Source organism: Noviherbaspirillum sp. FW303-A3 (assembly GCF_058788695.1).
Map to the genome: position 1 here is coordinate 3273867 of NZ_JBYTAZ010000001.1, position 17495 is coordinate 3291361.

Sequence of the window (17495 nt, forward strand, 5' to 3'; positions counted from 1 at the left end):
TTTGATGCAGTGCAGGAATACAGTCCCCCGCGGTACTTACACAAGCCAACCTAAAGGGGAAAAACGATGAAAAAGTCCGTAGCAATTCTTGCCCTCGCAGCCCTCGGTGTCGGTGTTGCCTCCCAGGCAATGGCTCAGCAGAGCCCGTGGCAGATCCGCGCCCGCGCCGTGAACCTCAACCCGGCAGACAAGTCCGACCCGGTCGGCGGCGTCGGCCCGGCTGACCAGATCACCGTCAGCAACAAGACGATCCCGGAAGTGGACATCACCTACTTCCTGTCGCCCAACCTGGCTGCTGAACTGATCCTGACCTATCCGCAGAAGCATGACGTGGCACTGTCCGGCACCAATATCGGCACCTTCAAGCACCTGCCGCCGACCCTGACCCTGCAATACCACTTCACGCCGGGCGCACAAGTCAGCCCGTACGTCGGTGCAGGCGTCAACTACACCCGTCTCAGCAGCGTCAAGCTCCTGAGCGGCGCAGGCGACCTCGAGAGCCACAGCTTCGGCCTGGCACTGCAAGCCGGCGTGGATTTCAAGATCGACAAGAACTGGTCGATCAACCTGGATGTGAAGAAAGTGCAGATCCGCAGCGACGTGATGGTTGGCGGCGCGAAGGTCAGCGCGGTCAAGGTTGACCCGCTGCTGATCGGCGTTGGCGTTGGCTATCGCTTCTGATTCGGCAGTACTGCAATAACAGGGCAAAGCCGGTCGCAAGGCCGGCTTTTTTTTATGCGCCTTGTCTCGCCTTCCAGTTCTGCCACAATCCTTCGGCGGTGTAGACCGCCAGCGCGCTCCAGATCAGCGCAAACCCGGCCAGCCGCGCGCCACCGAACGGTTCGTGATAGAGCCACACGCCCAGCAGCAATTGCAGCGTCGGCCCGATGTACTGCAGCAGGCCGAGCAGGGACAAGGGAATGCGGCGCGCCCCCGAGGCGAACAGCAGCAGCGGGATCGCGGTGATCGGGCCGGCCGCGGCGAGCAGCAACTGTGCGCTGGTCGACGCCGTCGTGAAATGGTTTTGCCCCTGCACCGACAGCAACACGAGATAGCCGCACGCCAGCGGAAACAGCAGCAGGGTTTCCAGCGCCAGTCCTTCCAGCGCGCCTAGTGCGGCCGTCTTGCGCAACAGTCCGTACAGCGCAAACGTCGTCGCCAGCAGCAGCGCAATCCACGGCAGCGTGCCGCCGTGCCAGGTGAGCCATGCGACGCCGAAGGCGGCGATGCCGACGGCGATCCATTGAATCGGGCGCAGCCGCTCGCGCAGGATCAGCATCCCCAGCAGCACATTGAACAGCGGATTGATGAAGTAACCCAGGCTCGACTCGACCACATGGCCGTTGTTGACCGCCCAGATATAGATGAACCAGTTGGAAGACAGGAGCACGGCGCTCGCCGCGAAACCGGCCAGCACCTTCGGCCGGCGCACCACGTCGCCCAGCCACGCCCATTGCTTGCGCACCGCAAGCACCGCCGCCACGAACACGAGCGACCACACCATGCGGTGCAGCAGGATCTCCATCGGCGGGATTTCCTGCAGCGACTTGAAATACAGCGGGAACACGCCCCACAGCGCGTAAGCCGAAGCGGCGTACAGGATTCCAGGATTCATATCGTTCGGATTGAGAGATGCGCACCCGATAGGATGCAAGGAAGCACCGTGGCCCGGGTAGCGGCTGCGGCCGGCTTATTATCCCAGCAATCCCTTCATCGCGTGTGGTGGCAGCCGGAAGCGCAAACGTATATGATCAGTGCCGACCTCAGCAGGCATCCCGACAGCAATGATCCCGACACCGCCAACCCTCGCTCAAACGATCCGCAACACCGCCTGGGCCAAGTCGCTCAGCGCCGAACAGATGGCGCGCGTCGAAGCCGACGTGACGGAGCGCTTCGTGCCCGCCGGTGGCTACGCATGCCGCAAGGGCGAGCCGGCCGAACACTGGGTCGGCGCCATCGATGGCCTGCTCAAGATGAGCAGCGTCTCCCCCGAGGGCAAGATCATCACCTTCACCGGCGTGCTCGGCGGCGCATGGTTCGGTGAAGGTTCGCTGCTGAAGGATGCGCCGCGCCAGTACGACGTCATCGCCCTGCGCGACACGCGGCTTGCGCTGATGCCGCGCGCCACCTTCCACTGGCTGCTCGACAACAGCATCGGCTTCAACCGCTTCGTGATGACGCTGTTGAACGAGCGCCTCGGCATGTTCATCTCGCTGGTCGAATACGACCGCATGCTCGACACCACGGCGCGCCTCGCACGCTGCCTCGCCGCGCTGTTCAATCCGCACCTCAATCCCGGCATCAGTCCGCAGCTGAAGATCTCGCAGGAAGAACTGGGCTACCTGTGCAACGCTTCGCGCCAAAGGGTGAACGGTTCACTGAAGGCGCTGGATGAGGCGGGTCTGGTCAAGGCCGAATACGGCGGCGTTACCATTCTCGACCTCGACGGTCTTCGCAAATTCCAGTCTTAACCGTAGCCACCACCGCCCGGCGTTTCGATGACGAATACATCGCCGGGTTCCATCTCGGTCCTCGCCACAAAACCCAGTTCTTCCACACGGCCATCGGCACGAACCACGTAGTTCCTGCCGCACTTCCCATCGCCGCCGCCCGCAGCGCCGAAAGGCGGAACGACCCGGTTGTTCGACAGGATGGATGCCGTCATCCTCTCCAGGAAGCGCACCTTGCGCACGCCGCCATCGCCGCCTTTCCACTTTCCCGTCCCCCCTGAACCGTGCCGGATCTCGTAACTCTCCAGCCGTACCGGGAATCTCCACTCCAGCACTTCCGGATCGGTGAGGCGCGAGTTGGTCATGTGCGTCTGCACGACTGCGGTCCCGTCGAATCCCGGCCCCGCGCCCGATCCGCCAGAGATGGTTTCGTAGTACTGGTAACGGTCATTGCCGAAGGTGAAGTTGTTCATCGTGCCGGGTGCGCCGGCCATGACGCCGAGGGCGCCATAGAGCGCATTCGTCACGCAGCTCGACGTCTCCACGTTGCCGGAAACGACGGCGGCCGGATAGCGCGGATTCAGCATCGAGCCTTCCGGGATGATCACGCGCAGCGGCTTGAGGCAGCCCGCGTTCAGCGGAATGTCGTCGTCGACCAGCGTGCGGAACACATACAGCACCGCCGCCATGCACACCGAGGAGGGCGCGTTGAAATTGTTCGGCAGTTGCGGCGATGTGCCGCTGAAATCGATCTCCGCGCTGCGGTCATTGCGATTGACGCGAATCGCGACCTTGATGACTGCGCCATTGTCGAGCCGGTATTCGTAACTGCCATCCTTCAGAGAAGTGATGACGCGCCGCACCGCCTCTTCGGCGTTGTCCTGCACATGCCGCATGTACGCCTGCACGACGTCGAGCCCGAAATGGCCGACCATCCTCAGCAATTCCTCGGCACCCTTCTGGTTGGCCGCGATCTGCGCCTGCAGGTCGGCAAGGTTCTGGCGGATATTGCGTGCCGGGTATTTGCCGGAGGAGAGCAGGGCGATGGTCTCCTGTTCCAGGAACCGGCCGCCCTTCACGAGCTGGAAGTTGTTGACCAGGACACCCTCTTCCTCGACCACGCTGCTGTCCGCCGGCATCGAACCGGGCGTCATGCCGCCGATATCCGCGTGATGCCCGCGGGAAGCGACGTAGAAGAGCACCTTCCCGCCATTCGTATCGAAGACAGGCGTGATCACGGTGACATCCGGCAGGTGGGTGCCGCCGTGGTACGGATCATTCAGCATATACACGTCACCGGGCTGCATGCTGGCGGCGTTCTCGCGGATGACGGTCTTGATGCTTTCGCCCATCGATCCCAGGTGCACCGGGATGTGCGGCGCGTTCGCGATCAGGCTGCCGGCGGTATCGAACAGCGCGCAGGAGAAATCGAGGCGTTCCTTGATGTTCACCGAGACGGCGGTGTTCTGCAGCCGCAGCCCCATCTGCTCCGCGATCGACATGAAGAGATTGTTGAAGACCTCCAGCATGACCGGATCGGCCGTGGTGCCGGCCGCCTTGCGCTGCGGGCGTGCCTCTGCCCGTTGCATCACAAGATGGCCCTGCGCGGTGACTTCGGCCTGCCATCCGGATTCCACGACATTGGTGGCGTTCTTTTCGGCGATGATCGCCGGGCCGGCAACCAGGTCGCCCGGGCGCATGTCGTCGCGGAGGAAGAGCGGCGCGTCGTGCCACCGGCCGCCCGAAAACAGGCGCACGGTTTCCGTCGCGCGCAACGGCCCCGGACGCGGCGGCAACGGTTCGAACTGTTCCACCCCCTGTTGCGCAGCGCCGATCGCTTCGACGGACACCGCCTCCGCCACCAGATTCTTGCCATGCATGAGGAAGGCATAGCGTTGCCGGTAAGCGGTTTCGAAGGAGGCTTTCATCCGGTCGAGATCGGCGAAAGGCACGACGATGGCCGAATCCGTTCCCTCATAACGTAGGTGTACCCGCTCGACCAGGCGGATGTCTGCGGCATCGACGCCTTGCGACCGCAGGTCCGCGCATGCTTCGCTGCCAAGCTGCCGCAGTTCGCCTTCAATCGTCTTCATGGCCGCAGGGGCAAGGACGGTCTCCAGCGCCTTTTCCCGCATCGCCGTCTGGTCCGCCAGTCCCATCCCGTAGGCCGAGAGCACGCCGGCAAGCGAATGGGCAAACACGCGCGTCATGCCGAGCGCATCGGCCACCAGGCAGGCATGCTGTCCGCCTGCGCCGCCGAAGGTCGACAGCGTGTAACCGGTGACATCGTGGCCGCGCTGCACCGAAATGAACTTGATCGCGTTGGCCATGTTGCCAACCGCAATCTCGATGAAGCCTTCCGCGACTTCCTCCGGCGTACGCCGGTCACCGCTGGCGCGATGGATGGCATCCGCAAGTGCGCAGAATTTCTGCACGACGACGTCGCGGTCCAGCGTCTGGTCGGCATGCGGACCGAACACGGCGGGAAAGTACTTCGGCTGGATCTTGCCCAGCATGACATTGCAATCGGTCACCGCAAGCGGTCCGCCGCGCCGGTAGCTCGCCGGCCCGGGATTCGCGCCCGCGCTGTCCGGCCCGACGCGGTAGCGCGTACCGTCGAAGTGCAGGATGGAACCGCCCCCTGCGGCCACCGTATGGATGCTCATCATCGGCGCGCGCATGCGCACGCCCGCGACCTGCGTCTCGAATTCCCGCTCGAACTCGCCCGCGTAGTGCGAGACGTCCGTCGACGTGCCGCCCATGTCGAACCCGATGACCCTGTCGAATCCGGCCGCATTCGCAGTGCGCGCCATCCCGACAATGCCGCCGGCCGGCCCGGACAGGATCGAGTCCTTGCCCTGGAAACGGTGCGCATCGGTCAGCCCGCCATTCGATTGCATGAACAGCAGGCGCACGCCTGACATCTCGCTTGCGACCTGATCCACGTAACGCCGCAGGATGGGCGACAGGTAGGCGTCCACTACTGTCGTGTCGCCACGCGAGACCAGCTTCATCAGGGGACTGACCTTGCTGGAAATGGAAACCTGCGTGAACCCGAGTTCGTGCGCGATGCGTCCGACCGTCTCTTCATGCTGCGGATAGCGGTAGCCATGCATCAGTACGACCGCCACCGCTCGCAATCCCTTGTCGTACAGTGCCTGCAGGTCGCGCCGCACCTTTCCCTCATCCAGCGGCCGGACGACGTCGCCATGCGCGCCGATGCGCTCATCGACTTCCACCACTTCCCGGTACAGCAGTTCCGGCAGCACGATATGCCGGTCGAACAGGCGAGGGCGGTTCTGGTAGGCAATGCGCAGCGCATCGCGGAATCCCTTCGTGACCAGCAAGGCGGTCGGATCGCCCTTGCGCTCCAGCAGCGCATTGGTCGCTACCGTGGTCCCCATCTTGACTGCCGCCGCCTGTGCGGCAGGGATGGGATCGCCGGGCGCGATCCCGAGCAGCTGCCGGATGCCGGCCACCGCTGCATCCTTGTACTGCTCCGGGTTCTCCGACAGCAGCTTGTGCGCGGCGAGACGGCCGTCCGGCCTGCGCGCCACAATGTCCGTGAAGGTGCCGCCGCGATCGATCCAGAATTCCCAGCGTGCGTCCGTATTGCCTTGTGCCTGTTGTGCGTTATCCATGGTCACAATGTAGCAGAGCGATGCGGGAACCGGTTCCCCGGCGGGCAAAGTCCACGTATGATCGTTCAAGCACACACGAGGGCCGCCATGGAAAAATTTCTCATCCAGAACGAGTTCGGCCAGCCCCAGGAATTGCTGGGCGAAGAACTGGTCGTGCCCGGCTTCGAAGAGCTGCAGTTCATCCTGCACGCCTGGCTGTACGACAAGCGCGGCGGCTGGGCCGTCACTGAACGCTCTTCCGGCAAGCGCATCACCAGCGGACCGGCCGGGACCGAACACACGGCGCTCGAGCAGCTCGAGCGCCAGCTGAAACTGCATGGAAAAGATGCCTTGATGCGCGTACTTGGCAAAGGAAAACTGTCGAGCTGACCATGGACGATCCCTACAACCTCCAGCGATTCCTCGACGCGCAACAGCCGGCCTACGGCACCGTGCTGGAAGAGCTGCGCGCCGGACGCAAGCGCAGCCACTGGATGTGGTTCATTTTCCCGCAGATCCACGGCCTCGGCCACAGCGCGATGGCGCAACGCTACGAGATCACCTCCCTCGACGAGGCCGAGGCCTACCTCGCGCATCCCGTCCTCGGCGCACGCCTGCGGGAATGCAGCCGGATCGTCGCCGGCATCGGGGATCGGACGGTGGAAGAAATCTTCGGCTATCCGGACGACATGAAATTCCGCTCGTCCATGACCTTGTTCGCGCAGGCATCCCAAGGCGAGGTGTTCGACGAATGCCTGCGCATCCATTTCGGCGGCCAGCCCGACCCGCTCACGCTATCCCGCCTCTGACCATCCAGGAGACAACGCATGATCACAAGAATCTGGCGCGGCTGGACCACACACGAAAACGCCCCCGTGTACGAACAACTCCTGCTCACGGAAATCTTCCCCGGCATCGCGGCGCGCAATGTTGCGGGCTACCAGGGCATTTCCCTTTGCCGGCGCGACCTGGGCAATGAAGTGGAGTTCATGACCATCATGTGGTTCGATTCGATCGCCGCCGTGAAGGCATTCGCCGGCGAGGACTACGAAACCGCCGTCGTGCCACCGAAGGCGCGGGCCGTCCTCGCACGCTTCGATGAGCGTTCGGCGCACTACGAGACGGTGGTGCAACCGCCCCGCGGTTGACGCGATTACCCGGCGTTGCTGGTGCCCTGGCTTGCAATCAGCGTGGCGCCGCACGCCGTCATGTCCCCCTGCCTCGCCACCGGGCTGCCGTCGACCACGCACGTGCTGTCGCCCGACACGATCGGATTCGCGCCATGCCCCTTGATCGGGCAGGACGTCATGTCCCCGACACGGGCGGGCGGAATGCCTTCCACGGTGCTGGACGGCGCGGCGGAAACGACGACGCCGCCATGACTGGTGCGGTCGCCGAGGCGAATGATGGGTTGGGACATGGCAGGGCTCCGGAGTTGTGATTGGAAGGGCGATTCCCCCTCCCGGGAAACAAGAAACATCGCAAAAACAGTTGTTAATTTGATATTATAACGATGTTGTCTAAATTTCCATATTTTCCGGGAGTCATTCATGCGTGCTGTGAACCGCCAGGCGGTCGTCACCTCATCGGTCTGGAACCGCTTGCAGGATGACAACCCGCGCGAAGCATCGGATGATGACAACGTCGCCAGCCTGGATCTTCGCCGCTTCAAGCAAGCGGTTGCGCGCGACCTCGACGCACTGCTGAACTCCCGATGCGTCGATCCCGGCGAGGAAATCGAGCGTTATCCCTGCGCGCGCCAATCGATGATCAACTTTGGCATCATCGACCTGTCCAGCCTCAGCCTCCTCAACCCGGACGACCGCGCCCTGTTGCGCGACAAGATCCGCCTGACCATCGAACGCCACGAGCCGCGCCTGTCCCGCGTCCGCGTAACCCTGGACGTGCCGGACAGCATGCAGCGCATGCTCCGCTTTCGCGTCGACGCCGTCCTGAAAGTCCATCCCAACAAGCCGCCCGTCACTTTCGACGCCATGCTGCAGCTTTCCTCGAACGCGTACCAGGTGGAAGGGAAATAAATGCTGGAAGACCTGCTGCCCTACTACGAGCGCGAACTCGGCCACCTGCGGGAACTGTCCGGCGAGTTCGCGCGCCGCTATCCCAAGATCGCGCGCCGTCTTTCGCTGGAAGGCGACCAGTGCGAGGACCCGCATGTGGAGCGCATCATCGAGGCATTCGCCTTCCTGACCGCGCGCATCCACCGCAAGCTCGATGACGAATTCCCGGAAATCACCGAGGCGTTCATGCAGGTCCTGTACCCGCATTACACCCGCCCCTTTCCGTCGTGCACCATTCTCCAGTTCGAGACCGATCCGGACAATCCCGAAATCGGCTTTTGCTATACCGTCCCGCGGCACCATCCAGCGGTTTCGCCATCGGTCGGCGGCATGCTTTGCCGGTTCCGGACCTGTTATGACGTCGACCTCTATCCGCTGACCCTGAAATCGGCATCCATCCGCCTGGCGCCGGCCTCGGATTACCTGCGCCGCATCGCACCGGATGCGGCGGCAGCCATTACCCTGGAATTCGAAACGCAGGGTGCGCTTCCCCTCGGCCAGATCAAGCTGGACAAACTGCGTTTCTTCCTCGATGGCGAGCCGGCCCTGATGCACCTGCTCTACGAACTGCTGCTGACGCGGACCTTGCGTGTGCGTGTCGATGACGGCACCGACGATCCGGGCAAGACGGTCATCCTTCCTGCCAGCGCATTGTCCGCAGTCGGATTTTCACCGGACGAAAGTCTGATCGATACCGATGAGCGCACCTTCGCAGGCTTCCGCCTGCTCTCCGAATATTTCGCCTTTCCCGACAAATTCCTGTTTGTCGACCTGGCCGGGTTGGACGCTCCGGCCCTGCGGCATGGAGGCACAAGGCTGCGCGTGCAGATACTGCTGTCCGCCTATGCCGACAGCGAACGCCACAACCGTTTGCTGCAAACCCTCGCTCCGCACAATTTCAAGATGGGCTGCACGCCGGCGATCAACCTGTTCCAGCACGCCGCCGAACCTGTCCGCCTGTCGCACCACCTGGCAAGCTATCCGGTGATGGCCGACGGCCGGCGTCCGCTCGCCTACGAAGTGGTGTCCATCGATTCGGTGACGAGCGTCGAAAAGAACGGCAGCCAGGCCAGTTTCCATGACATCCCTCCGTTCTACTCCATCCTCCACCACGCACGGGATGAGCAGCAGCGCGCGTTCTGGTACGCAACGCGTGAAGCATCGGTGCGCGAGTTCGACAAGGGAACGGATGTCGAGATTGCATTCGTCGACCTCAACTTCACGCCGCAACGTCCGGATGCGGAAGTCCTGTCGATCAATCTCACCTGCTGCAACCGCGACCTCCCGGCGCAACTGCCCTTCGGCGGCAGCACAAGCGGCACGCACACCGATTTCACGCTTCCCCAGATTTCGGTCGTCAAGCGTGCGCGTCCCCTGCGCAAGCCGACGGCGACCTTGCGTCCGCCCGGCAAGCGCGGGTTGCAGTGGCGCTTGATTTCGCACCTGTCGCTCAACCATCTTTCGATCGTTTCGCAGGGCAAGGAGGCACTCCAGGAAATGCTGGCGCTGTACAACCACACCGCTTCGCAAAGCGCGTCCAGGCAGATACAGGGTATAGCGGGAATCCACAGCCAGCCCGCGGTCACGCGCGTCGCAGGGAAACACTTCACCGGCTTCGTGCGCGGCACGGACATCACGCTCACCGTGGATGAACAGGCGTTCGTCGGTGCCGGCGCGGTGCTCTTCGGCAGTGTCATGGAGCGCTTCCTTGCGCTGTATTGCGGACCGAACAGTTTCACCCGACTCACGCTGCGCGGCAAACAGCAAGAACAGGAGATAGCCCGATGGCCAGCACGGACCGGCGAAGCCCTCGTGATCTGATCGCTGAAATCGGCGCAGAGGCGCCGCGTTTCCGATTCTTCCAGGCCGTGCGTCTCATTGCGCTGGCGAACAAGGATCGATCAATGCCGCCTGCCTTGCGCTTCGGCTCGCCGCTCTCGCTTGCCTTCCCGGCGAGTGAAATCACTTCTGTGCAATACAGGCAGGAAGTATCAGGCACCGAGGCGGATGCCGGAGAAGATCATGCCGCCATGCACCTGTCGGTTGGCTTCATGGGCATGACCGGCCCCTCGGCCGCACTGCCTGTCGCCTATACGGAAACCTTGATCGAGCGCCGCAACTTCCACCGCGATACGGCCGCTCACGGATTCCTCGATATATTTACGCACCGTTCCGTCAGCCTGTTTTACCAGGCATGGCGGAAGTATCGGTTCCATATCGCATACGAAGCCGGCGACCGCGACGGATTCACGCGCAACATGCTGGACCTTGTCGGCGCCGGACTGAAGTCCATGCAACCGGACGAGGATCAGGACGACGGCATTCCGCCGATGCTGCTCAGCCATTTTGCCGGCCTCCTGTCGCAAAGGCCGATGTCCGCGACAAGCCTCGCAGCCCTGCTGCGCGGATACTTTCGGGTTGCCGTCTCGGTCGAGCAGTTCGTCGGCCAATGGATCGCCTTGCCGGCCGCCGAGCAGTCCCGTCTCGGCCTTGGCAATTGCGCGCTGGGCGAAAGCAGCATGGCCGGCGAGCGCGTGTGGGACCGGCAGAACAAGATGACGGTGAGGATCGGCCCGCTGGACAATCGCCGTTTTGCCGATTTTCTGCCGGGCTGTCCGGGCGCGGTTGCACTTCGCAGGCTGGTCGAATTCTGCACCGGGCAGACACTGGCATGCGACGTCGCCCTGATCCTGCATAAGGAATGTGTACCGCCCGCCGTCCTCATCGCCGCCGGAGGCGATCAACTGCGCCTTGGCTACAACACCTGGCTGCACCGGCAGGCGCCGCCGGACCACCAGGAGAACGCCTGCTTCTCCATTTTGAACTAGGGACCGGATGATTCTGAACTTGCTCGTACTCGCCATTACCGCCATCGCATGGGTCGCCGCACTATGGCTTGCCCTCTTGTCAGGCATGACCGGGTGGCCGGATCTGGCCGTCGCTGCCGTACATATCGCGCCGCCTGTGACCGTGACGCTGTTCTGGGTATTTCTGCGCCGGCGCATTCAGAGCAAGCGTGCGAACGAGGCGCAGGCACGCGAGGAACGCGCCCACGCGGAGCGGACCGCCGCCCACGACGCAGCGAAAAAGGCATACGAAGACGACATGCGCCAACGCTGTTTCGGCTGCGACTGCCGGATGGTGGCGTTTTCGCGCATCGGGCTTTCGACGCCAGTGCCCTTGCCTGACCCAGGACAGCCGAATGTCGACATCCGGCCCGTGGAACTCGATGAGGGCGCGGGTCGGGGAAATGGTTCGCTTCTGGATTGCCTCGGATCCGCCATCAGCGATGCGCTGTATTCCATCTATTCGACATGCCGTGCAAGCATTGCTTTTCCTATCTACGTTCTGCCTCCATCCGACCTCTTGGGTGAGGAAGTGCTGGTGCATTTGCGCACCGTGCAATCGGCAATCGCCGGTGAGTTCGCGCCAGAGTTGAACGCCCGGCTAGTCCAACCTCCCATCCTGTTCCTTCCGGCAGCTGACAGCGTTCCGGGCAGCGTCCTCTCCCTCTTCGAGTCCGCTCCCGACATGCCCGGCGCGCTCATCCTTGCATTCGACTCTCCCTATTTGCGCACGCCAGCCGGCGAGGATGCTTTCGATGATGAACCCGATGCGGCAAGCATCGCACGGCAGCGGCTTTCTGGCAGGCCAAGCGAAGCTGTCGTGGCCTTGCTGATGACAAACGCGGAATTGCCGTCCATGCTGGCCGCAATTGCACCTGTCCCTGATGCTGATGTGGCGGACAGCATGACGCCATTCTGGGAAAAAGCAATCCATGCGGGCGGTGCACTCGAATCCCTGTCGCGGATGCCGCACGAGATTCGGGCAGAACTTGTCGATCTTCCCGTGCTCGGCCGCGTACACCGCGCCGCGATTCGCCAGCCCAGTGCAGAGCGTACCGGCGTCCTCGAGCTGACGCGCATCTTTCAGGACGCACTCGAGCAGGCGCAGATCAATGCGGGCCTCATTGCCCGGCCCTTCGTCTTCAACGACACGCCTCCTGAAACCGACGAGGGAAACGTGAAGCCCCCTGAAACATGCGCGGCCATTGTGCACAACGCAGGCAGTGTCGAGGTGGCAGGAAGACGGCTTGCTGCCTTGGGAAGCGCCCTCTATTACTTTGAAATCGACCTCAGTCCGGTCGATGGCGACGCCGTCCTCAATGTTGTGAACCGCATCGGCGACACAGGCCGCGCTTCCGGCATCGGACAACTGGCGCTTGCGCTCGTGTACGCGGCACAGAAAGCGGCACCTGCCTTGTGCGCGGAATTCATGCCCGACGACAGCATCGCAGCCTCCTTTGTCATGCCGGCGGGGGGCATATCCGGGAACAGCCAACACTGACGAAATACTGAAACGGAGTACAAAATGGACCAGACCTTGTTCAACCAACTGGTTGCCCCGATTCCCGGCGATCACCCTGGAGGCGAAGACATGACGTTTTCGCCGCATTTCGATCTCATCCGGGAAGCACGCCGCCAGGACGATCCCAGCCTTGCCCAGGGAGAGTGGGAAACCGCACTCAAGTCCGCGGAATGGCCGAAGGTACGGCAGTTGTGTGAGGATTTGCTGTCGCGGAAGGCCAAGGACTTGCAGGTCGCGTGTTGGTATACGGAAGCGCTCTGCCATCTCTCGGGATTCGAAGGGCTCGCGTTTGGCGTCCAGGTGATTGAAGTCTTCCTCACCGACTTTTGGGAGTTCCTGTATCCCGATCTGATGGACGACGGACTCGATGAGCGCGCCGGAAAAATCGAATGGTTGAACAAACAGTTGCCGTCCGCAATCCGCTCCATTCCCTTGACGGCGAAGAACACGGGCGGCTATTCATGGCTGCTTTGGGATCAATCGCGCAGCGTCGACAACCTTGGCTTGAAGGACCCGGCGGCGCGCGACGCGGCCGTGACGGAAGGAAAACTGACTGGAGAAGCGTTCGACAAGGCGGCAACACAGTCCGGACTGCCGTTCTACGAAACACTGCATTCCTGTATTCGCGATGTGTCGACACGCCTCGCCACTGTCGAGCGTCATGTTGACGAACGCTTCGGTGACGATTCGCCAGGACTGAAGGATTTGCGCAAGGCCGTTTCCGATTGCGAAGATGTCGTCACGAGAATCATCGGCCGCTTGGGAGGCACGGCGCGTCCCGCTGAAAAGGAAGCATCACCTGCAGTGCTGCCGTCACACAGCGAGGAACAGCCCGGTACGTACACCACACTCGCAGTGGCTGCTGGCCCTATCCGGTCGCGCACCGATGCGGTCGATGCGTTGCGCCAGGTGGCACAGTACTTCAAGCAGAATGAGCCACACAGCCCGGTCGCATTGCTTGCCGAGCGCGCGGCAAAGTGGGCGGAAATGCCCTTGGAACGCTGGCTCGCATCGGTAATCAAGGATGACTCGACGCTCGCGCAATTGCGCGAGCTGCTCGATATTCCGCGCGAAGCCTGATCAGGTCAGGCTCCTTGCCGCTACATCATGGCGGGCTTTTTCCCTGCTGTCACGGGTGCAGCCTGAACCGCAGTCTTCGACGCCGGCCTTGCCTGGCGCTCCTTGAAGTCGCTCGCCGCATTTCCAAGCAAGGTAAAGTACACCAGGAAAACAGCGACTCCAACCGCAGCCAGCAGGGAAAAGAACAGCCATAGCGGAAGCTCGTGTCGGACATACTGCTGAAAACGCTGCGGGAGCCTCCAGTTCGGTGCAAACTCGGCTTTTCCTCCACGTACCTGGGTGATTTCCTGGTTGACACGGTTGATCAGGTACTTCAGCTTCTCCGGGCCTTCGAGGAGGTACTTGCCCTGGAATCCAAGGAGCAGGCAGGTATGGAAGACTTCCAGTGTCTCGATATGAGCAGCAGGATCGGTCCGCAGGATTTCCAGCTTGTCGAAAAAACGATCTCCGGCAAGGTGTTCCCCGAACATGCGCAGTTGCAACGGTGCGCGCTCCCATTCCTCGCGGAGAGTGAATTCGGAAGACAGGATGATTTCGTCCATCAGCGCACAGAACGCGTACTTTGCATCGGAAACGGCCTGCGCAGGTTTGCCGAGGTTGCGGGCGTTCTTTTCGAATTGCGACAGGAATTGGTCGATACGCTTGTTGAATTCGCTGGACGAGTTCGGCGCGTTCCCGTTCTTGAGCAGAAACAGCAGATAGATTCCGTCTTCCAGCAAGTCTTTCAAGTGGAGTGTGAAGCCCGGCGTCGCCGCATGGGACGTCGTGGTCGAGGGGGCGAGAGCAAGAGATGTCATGTTGAAGGCCTCGTTAAGTCATCCCGCTAACGGAAGACGGCGATGAGTTCGAGTTTGAGTTCAAGTAGTGCCTGGGGGACATAGATACAAATACTCCGCGCCTTGAGCATGCGCTCAAAAATCTGGCCTTGCGGTTCCACCGCGAAGTAATGATTGCCGACGCGGACAGGCATGGCTGCAGGGGTCTGCAGCACATGCATGAGACGCGCGCCCGGCAGGGCAGAGTTGAGAATTTTTTCCACATCGTCGGGCGAGCCCATTTTCAGCTTCGTCGGGACGACGTCCAGGATCTGCGCTGCTGCCATCTCGGTCGAGACAGACAGGTAAAAATCGACATTCTCGACAAGGCGTTCGCTGTCCAGCCGCCCTACAAAGAACGAGGATTTGGTATTGACGAGCGGAATGACGGCATACCGGTCAGAGACGACGGTTTCGAGCAACTCCCGCAGCATCGCATCAAGTTTTTCGAAGACGCAGGGCAGGTCCTGGTGCTCATACTGCGGAATATCCTTGAGCGATAGCGTTGCGGAGAAGGTCATCAACTCGCCGCACAGTTGCGCCAGGGCCGCATACAGGGATTCCGGATGCGCGCCGGTGAGCGAGAGATGGTTGAGCAGGGGAAATGCGCGGTTGACCGTGTGCAGCAGCCAGAACGATGAAATGTCCGACGTCCCGTATTCGACAATGCTTTTCACCCTCTCGCGATGCGTGCTGGACAGCGCCTGGCTCTTGACGAGGAGGATATCGAGCAGGCGCCGGATCATGACACGTAGCGCCGGAGAGCCGTCCAGCGTGAGCAGCGGTGGAATATAGGACTCGTCGACGGTCCATGTTCCGGTTGCATTCTTGCGGATACGGGCAATCGGGACGCAGTGGTAGCCATCCCGGTTTTCCTGCTCGAGGAGAATGCGCACATCGGCATGCAAGGCGGTGATTTCCGTTTCCAGTGCCTGGGTGAAAAGATCTGGCACTGTCACCAGCGCACTTGTAAAACGCGCCGGGCGCGTTGCGGTGTTTCCATCCGAGATATTCCCACCGAAGGCATTCAGCATCGGCAGACAGGCAAACACGATCGTGTCAGTGCCGAGCTGGGGGATATCTGCAAGATTTCGCACCTGCGGCAACGGCATGTATTCCGGTGCCCGCACTTGGGTTCCATCCTGATAGACCGCTTCCAGTCTGTCCACGCGCAACAGTCCCGAGCGAAGGGCGTCGTTATCCAGCACTGCCGATCTGATTCCCCATGGATTGGCGTGGACCGCACGCAATGTATCCGCGATTCTTTGTTCGAAGAAGAGTTCCTGCTGCTGGAAGTGCTGCGGTCGAAGGAACATGCCTTCTCCCCACAGGATTCGATTGACGCGCCACATAGGTGATCAGATATACAGAGTAGACGAAAGGACGACGAGCATGACGTCACGGTTTCCTGGTCAGAAATGATTCGGCGGCCTGTTTCGCCGAATCGAGACCAGTGCTGCGCTTTGCCTGAGGTGCGGAGGCTCCGGGGCGTGCCGCTCCTGTCGTCCCGGCAGCGACTGACGCCGGACGGATATCGCTGCCGGGGCAGGACAAAGGTGGCGCGGGAGGTTGCCCCGGGATGAGGCTGGGTTTGGGAGACGCAAGGGAAAGGAAGCAGTCCTGGACCCTGAAATGAATGCCGCTGCTGCGCACCTGTTCTGCGTCGGCCAGCACGCGCCAGTAGTGCTGGTCCGGCTGCCGGAAGAAGGCGACGATACCAACGTGCTTGGCGTCCTGGTGGATTTTATCGGTACGGGTTTCCGTACTTCCGGGAACCAGCATGACTTCATTGACTTCCAGCAGATCCTTGCCGAGCAATTCGGACAGGGGGCGGCCGCTTGCCAGCGTATCGAACGTCAGCTTCGAAAATTCGCCGGAATCCTTTAGCTGGTAAATGTGCACAACAACGGAAAGAGGTCTTCCTGCCGCGTCCCGGTTGACGACAGGATCGGCGACAGCCTTCATTTCAAAGTTCTTGGGCCCGGACGCGCACCCCCCCAGCACAAGAAGGCTCGCAAGGACTGCACTGCGCGCCCGTGTCAACGCGAAACACCTGTTCGTCGAATGCATGTCGTTTGTTCTCCGAAGAAAAATCGACCACCAAGAGTTGCAATTATTGCATCATTGATTGTATATTATACAACATTGTAAAAAAGCCAATAATGCCGGTTGCAATTTTTGGGGCGGTATCAAAGAAGCGCGCACACCCCGGGTTCTTTGCCAGGGGTGTCCGTGGAACGGCAGTAGCGAACGAACTGAAGAGCCGAAACGATGGTGGTCACTGTCATTGCATTCTTTTGTGCAGCTTTTGCCGTGTTGGGCTGGATCGGCTGGCGCTACTTCGTCGCACCGATGGCAGGCCGGATCGCGGTTGCTCAGGGGGGAGCGGCATCGCTTGATATCGAATCATCGACAAGCAATGCAGGACGGAAGACGGGGGCGAATCCTTTTCGCTCGCGGGTTCTGGCTACCAACGCACACCGCCTCTTGCTGCTTGCGTTTTCTCTCGTCGTACTCAGTGCGGCAGGTGTTCTCGCATTCTCCGGGAATATTTCACTCGACCCGTTGAGCGCACCCGCCCTTGAGCGGCAACAGCACATCCAGGTCGCGCTGCGCCCCGAGGAACTTGTACCGCCACCACCGCTGCCTCCCTCTACGTTCATCGGCACCGATCGGCCGGGGCTGGAAACGGCAAACCGGGACTGGGGCCGTCTTGATCCGAATTTCGCATCAATCGTGCTGCAGGTATTTGCGCGACTGGAAGCGCGCGGTTACCCGTTCACCCTCCTCGAAGGCTATCGCAGTCCCGAGCGGCAGGACGCTCTGGCAGATACGGGTGCACATGTGACCAACGCGCGCGCTTTCCAGAGCAAGCACCAATATGGGTTGGCTCTGGATGCCGCGCCTCTCCGCAGTGGCCGGCTCGTAATCTCGGAAAAGGACCCCTGGGCTATGGATGCCTACATGGCACTTGGTGAAGAGGCGGAGAGGGCCGGTCTCCTCTGGGGAGGACGGTGGAGGCTCAAGGACTATGGCCACATCGAGATATCCGGTCTGGTCAGCGGATATGCAAGGCGCAACTAA

Annotated in this window: 17 protein-coding genes; 11 read left to right on the top strand and 6 right to left on the bottom strand. The window is 61.7% G+C overall.

All coding sequences use genetic code 11. From position 1 onward, the window contains the following. The first annotated feature begins 66 nt into the window (after positions 1-66). Complete coding sequence (locus AC3WOY_RS15805; protein ID WP_492425438.1) at positions 67-681, top strand: OmpW/AlkL family protein; 615 nt, start codon at positions 67-69, stop codon at positions 679-681. A gap of 52 nt (positions 682-733) precedes the next feature. Here the strand turns inward: AC3WOY_RS15805 and rarD are convergent, their stop codons facing one another. After that, positions 734-1615, bottom strand: a complete 882-nt coding sequence (gene rarD / locus AC3WOY_RS15810) for an EamA family transporter RarD (protein WP_492425440.1) — start codon at positions 1613-1615, stop codon at positions 734-736. 169 nt (positions 1616-1784) lie between these two features. On the opposite strand from rarD, the gene AC3WOY_RS15815 reads away from it, so the two are divergent. After that, the gene (locus tag AC3WOY_RS15815; protein WP_492425442.1) at positions 1785-2471 is read left to right on the top strand and encodes a Crp/Fnr family transcriptional regulator; all 687 of its coding nucleotides are present in this window, start codon (positions 1785-1787) and stop codon (positions 2469-2471) included. Here AC3WOY_RS15815 and AC3WOY_RS15820 read toward each other — a convergent pair. Continuing rightward, positions 2468-6091: a hydantoinase B/oxoprolinase family protein gene (locus AC3WOY_RS15820; protein WP_492425444.1), complete on the bottom strand. Its 3624-nt coding sequence runs from the start codon at positions 6089-6091 to the stop codon at positions 2468-2470. The genes AC3WOY_RS15815 and AC3WOY_RS15820 overlap by 4 nt on opposite strands. Positions 6092-6178: 87 nt before the next feature. Between AC3WOY_RS15820 and AC3WOY_RS15825 the strand changes: the two genes are divergently transcribed. From AC3WOY_RS15825 to AC3WOY_RS15835, 3 genes are read left to right on the top strand one after another with little or no spacing between them, the layout of a single operon-like run. Next, positions 6179-6460, top strand: a complete 282-nt coding sequence (locus AC3WOY_RS15825) for a hypothetical protein (protein WP_492425446.1) — start codon at positions 6179-6181, stop codon at positions 6458-6460. A 2-nt stretch (positions 6461-6462) separates the two neighbouring features. After that, a complete protein-coding gene (locus AC3WOY_RS15830) occupies positions 6463-6879 on the top strand; it encodes a DUF1810 domain-containing protein (protein WP_492425448.1) in 417 nt (138 codons plus the stop codon). 18 nt (positions 6880-6897) lie between these two features. Then, positions 6898-7218, top strand: coding sequence for a hypothetical protein (locus AC3WOY_RS15835; RefSeq protein ID WP_492425450.1), 321 nt, complete (start codon positions 6898-6900; stop codon positions 7216-7218). Between the two features lie 5 nt (positions 7219-7223). Here AC3WOY_RS15835 and AC3WOY_RS15840 read toward each other — a convergent pair whose 3' ends face one another. Continuing rightward, positions 7224-7490: a PAAR domain-containing protein gene (locus AC3WOY_RS15840; RefSeq protein ID WP_492425452.1), complete on the bottom strand. Its 267-nt coding sequence runs from the start codon at positions 7488-7490 to the stop codon at positions 7224-7226. A 130-nt stretch (positions 7491-7620) separates the two neighbouring features. Here AC3WOY_RS15840 and tssE point away from each other — a divergent pair, with 130 nt between their 5' ends. The 5 genes from tssE to tssA are packed head-to-tail and all read left to right on the top strand — an operon-like array spanning position 7621 to position 13596. Further along, on the top strand, positions 7621-8109 hold the full coding sequence (tssE, locus tag AC3WOY_RS15845) for a type VI secretion system baseplate subunit TssE (RefSeq protein ID WP_492425454.1): 489 nt from the start codon (positions 7621-7623) through the stop codon (positions 8107-8109). Then, positions 8110-9969 carry a type VI secretion system baseplate subunit TssF gene (gene tssF / locus AC3WOY_RS15850; RefSeq protein ID WP_492425456.1) on the top strand — a complete coding sequence of 620 codons (1860 nt, stop codon included), beginning with the start codon at positions 8110-8112 and terminating at the stop codon, positions 9967-9969. Further along, positions 9933-10976 carry a type VI secretion system baseplate subunit TssG gene (gene tssG, locus AC3WOY_RS15855; protein WP_492425458.1) on the top strand — a complete coding sequence of 348 codons (1044 nt, stop codon included), beginning with the start codon at positions 9933-9935 and terminating at the stop codon, positions 10974-10976. Before tssF ends, tssG begins: the two co-directional genes overlap by 37 nt. A gap of 7 nt (positions 10977-10983) precedes the next feature. Next, entirely contained in the window at positions 10984-12495 is a 1512-nt protein-coding gene (locus AC3WOY_RS15860) for a hypothetical protein (protein WP_492425460.1), read from the top strand. Between the two features lie 24 nt (positions 12496-12519). Beyond that, positions 12520-13596, top strand: coding sequence for a type VI secretion system protein TssA (tssA, locus tag AC3WOY_RS15865; RefSeq protein WP_492425462.1), 1077 nt, complete (start codon positions 12520-12522; stop codon positions 13594-13596). Between the two features lie 20 nt (positions 13597-13616). Here the strand turns inward: tssA and icmH are convergent, their stop codons facing one another. Genes icmH through tssJ form a run of 3 tightly spaced genes read right to left on the bottom strand, consistent with a single transcriptional unit; the run spans position 13617 to position 16481 of the window. After that, positions 13617-14393 carry a type IVB secretion system protein IcmH/DotU gene (icmH, locus tag AC3WOY_RS15870; RefSeq protein WP_492425464.1) on the bottom strand — a complete coding sequence of 259 codons (777 nt, stop codon included), beginning with the start codon at positions 14391-14393 and terminating at the stop codon, positions 13617-13619. A 26-nt stretch (positions 14394-14419) separates the two neighbouring features. Beyond that, complete coding sequence (gene tssK / locus AC3WOY_RS15875) at positions 14420-15763, bottom strand: type VI secretion system baseplate subunit TssK (RefSeq protein WP_492425466.1); 1344 nt, start codon at positions 15761-15763, stop codon at positions 14420-14422. A 46-nt stretch (positions 15764-15809) separates the two neighbouring features. Then, positions 15810-16481, bottom strand: a complete 672-nt coding sequence (gene tssJ, locus AC3WOY_RS15880; protein WP_492425468.1) for a type VI secretion system lipoprotein TssJ — start codon at positions 16479-16481, stop codon at positions 15810-15812. 201 nt (positions 16482-16682) lie between these two features. Here tssJ and AC3WOY_RS15885 point away from each other — a divergent pair, with 201 nt between their 5' ends. Further along, the gene (locus AC3WOY_RS15885) at positions 16683-17495 is read left to right on the top strand and encodes a M15 family metallopeptidase (RefSeq protein WP_492425470.1); all 813 of its coding nucleotides are present in this window, start codon (positions 16683-16685) and stop codon (positions 17493-17495) included.

Coding starts and splice junctions, on each gene's coding strand:
- AC3WOY_RS15825 (WP_492425446.1), top strand. CDS start 6,179: ATGGAAAAATTTCTCATCCAGAACGAGTTCGGCCAGCCCCAGGAATTG.
- AC3WOY_RS15830 (WP_492425448.1), top strand. CDS start 6,463: ATGGACGATCCCTACAACCTCCAGCGATTCCTCGACGCGCAACAGCCG.
- AC3WOY_RS15835 (WP_492425450.1), top strand. CDS start 6,898: ATGATCACAAGAATCTGGCGCGGCTGGACCACACACGAAAACGCCCCC.
- AC3WOY_RS15805 (WP_492425438.1), top strand. CDS start 67: ATGAAAAAGTCCGTAGCAATTCTTGCCCTCGCAGCCCTCGGTGTCGGT.
- AC3WOY_RS15860 (WP_492425460.1), top strand. CDS start 10,984: ATGATTCTGAACTTGCTCGTACTCGCCATTACCGCCATCGCATGGGTC.
- AC3WOY_RS15820 (WP_492425444.1), bottom strand. CDS start 6,091: ATGGATAACGCACAACAGGCACAAGGCAATACGGACGCACGCTGGGAA.
- rarD (WP_492425440.1), bottom strand. CDS start 1,615: ATGAATCCTGGAATCCTGTACGCCGCTTCGGCTTACGCGCTGTGGGGC.
- AC3WOY_RS15885 (WP_492425470.1), top strand. CDS start 16,683: ATGGTGGTCACTGTCATTGCATTCTTTTGTGCAGCTTTTGCCGTGTTG.
- AC3WOY_RS15840 (WP_492425452.1), bottom strand. CDS start 7,490: ATGTCCCAACCCATCATTCGCCTCGGCGACCGCACCAGTCATGGCGGC.
- tssA (WP_492425462.1), top strand. CDS start 12,520: ATGGACCAGACCTTGTTCAACCAACTGGTTGCCCCGATTCCCGGCGAT.
- AC3WOY_RS15815 (WP_492425442.1), top strand. CDS start 1,785: ATGATCCCGACACCGCCAACCCTCGCTCAAACGATCCGCAACACCGCC.
- tssF (WP_492425456.1), top strand. CDS start 8,110: ATGCTGGAAGACCTGCTGCCCTACTACGAGCGCGAACTCGGCCACCTG.
- tssK (WP_492425466.1), bottom strand. CDS start 15,763: ATGTGGCGCGTCAATCGAATCCTGTGGGGAGAAGGCATGTTCCTTCGA.
- icmH (WP_492425464.1), bottom strand. CDS start 14,393: ATGACATCTCTTGCTCTCGCCCCCTCGACCACGACGTCCCATGCGGCG.
- tssG (WP_492425458.1), top strand. CDS start 9,933: ATGGCCAGCACGGACCGGCGAAGCCCTCGTGATCTGATCGCTGAAATC.
- tssE (WP_492425454.1), top strand. CDS start 7,621: ATGCGTGCTGTGAACCGCCAGGCGGTCGTCACCTCATCGGTCTGGAAC.
- tssJ (WP_492425468.1), bottom strand. CDS start 16,481: ATGCATTCGACGAACAGGTGTTTCGCGTTGACACGGGCGCGCAGTGCA.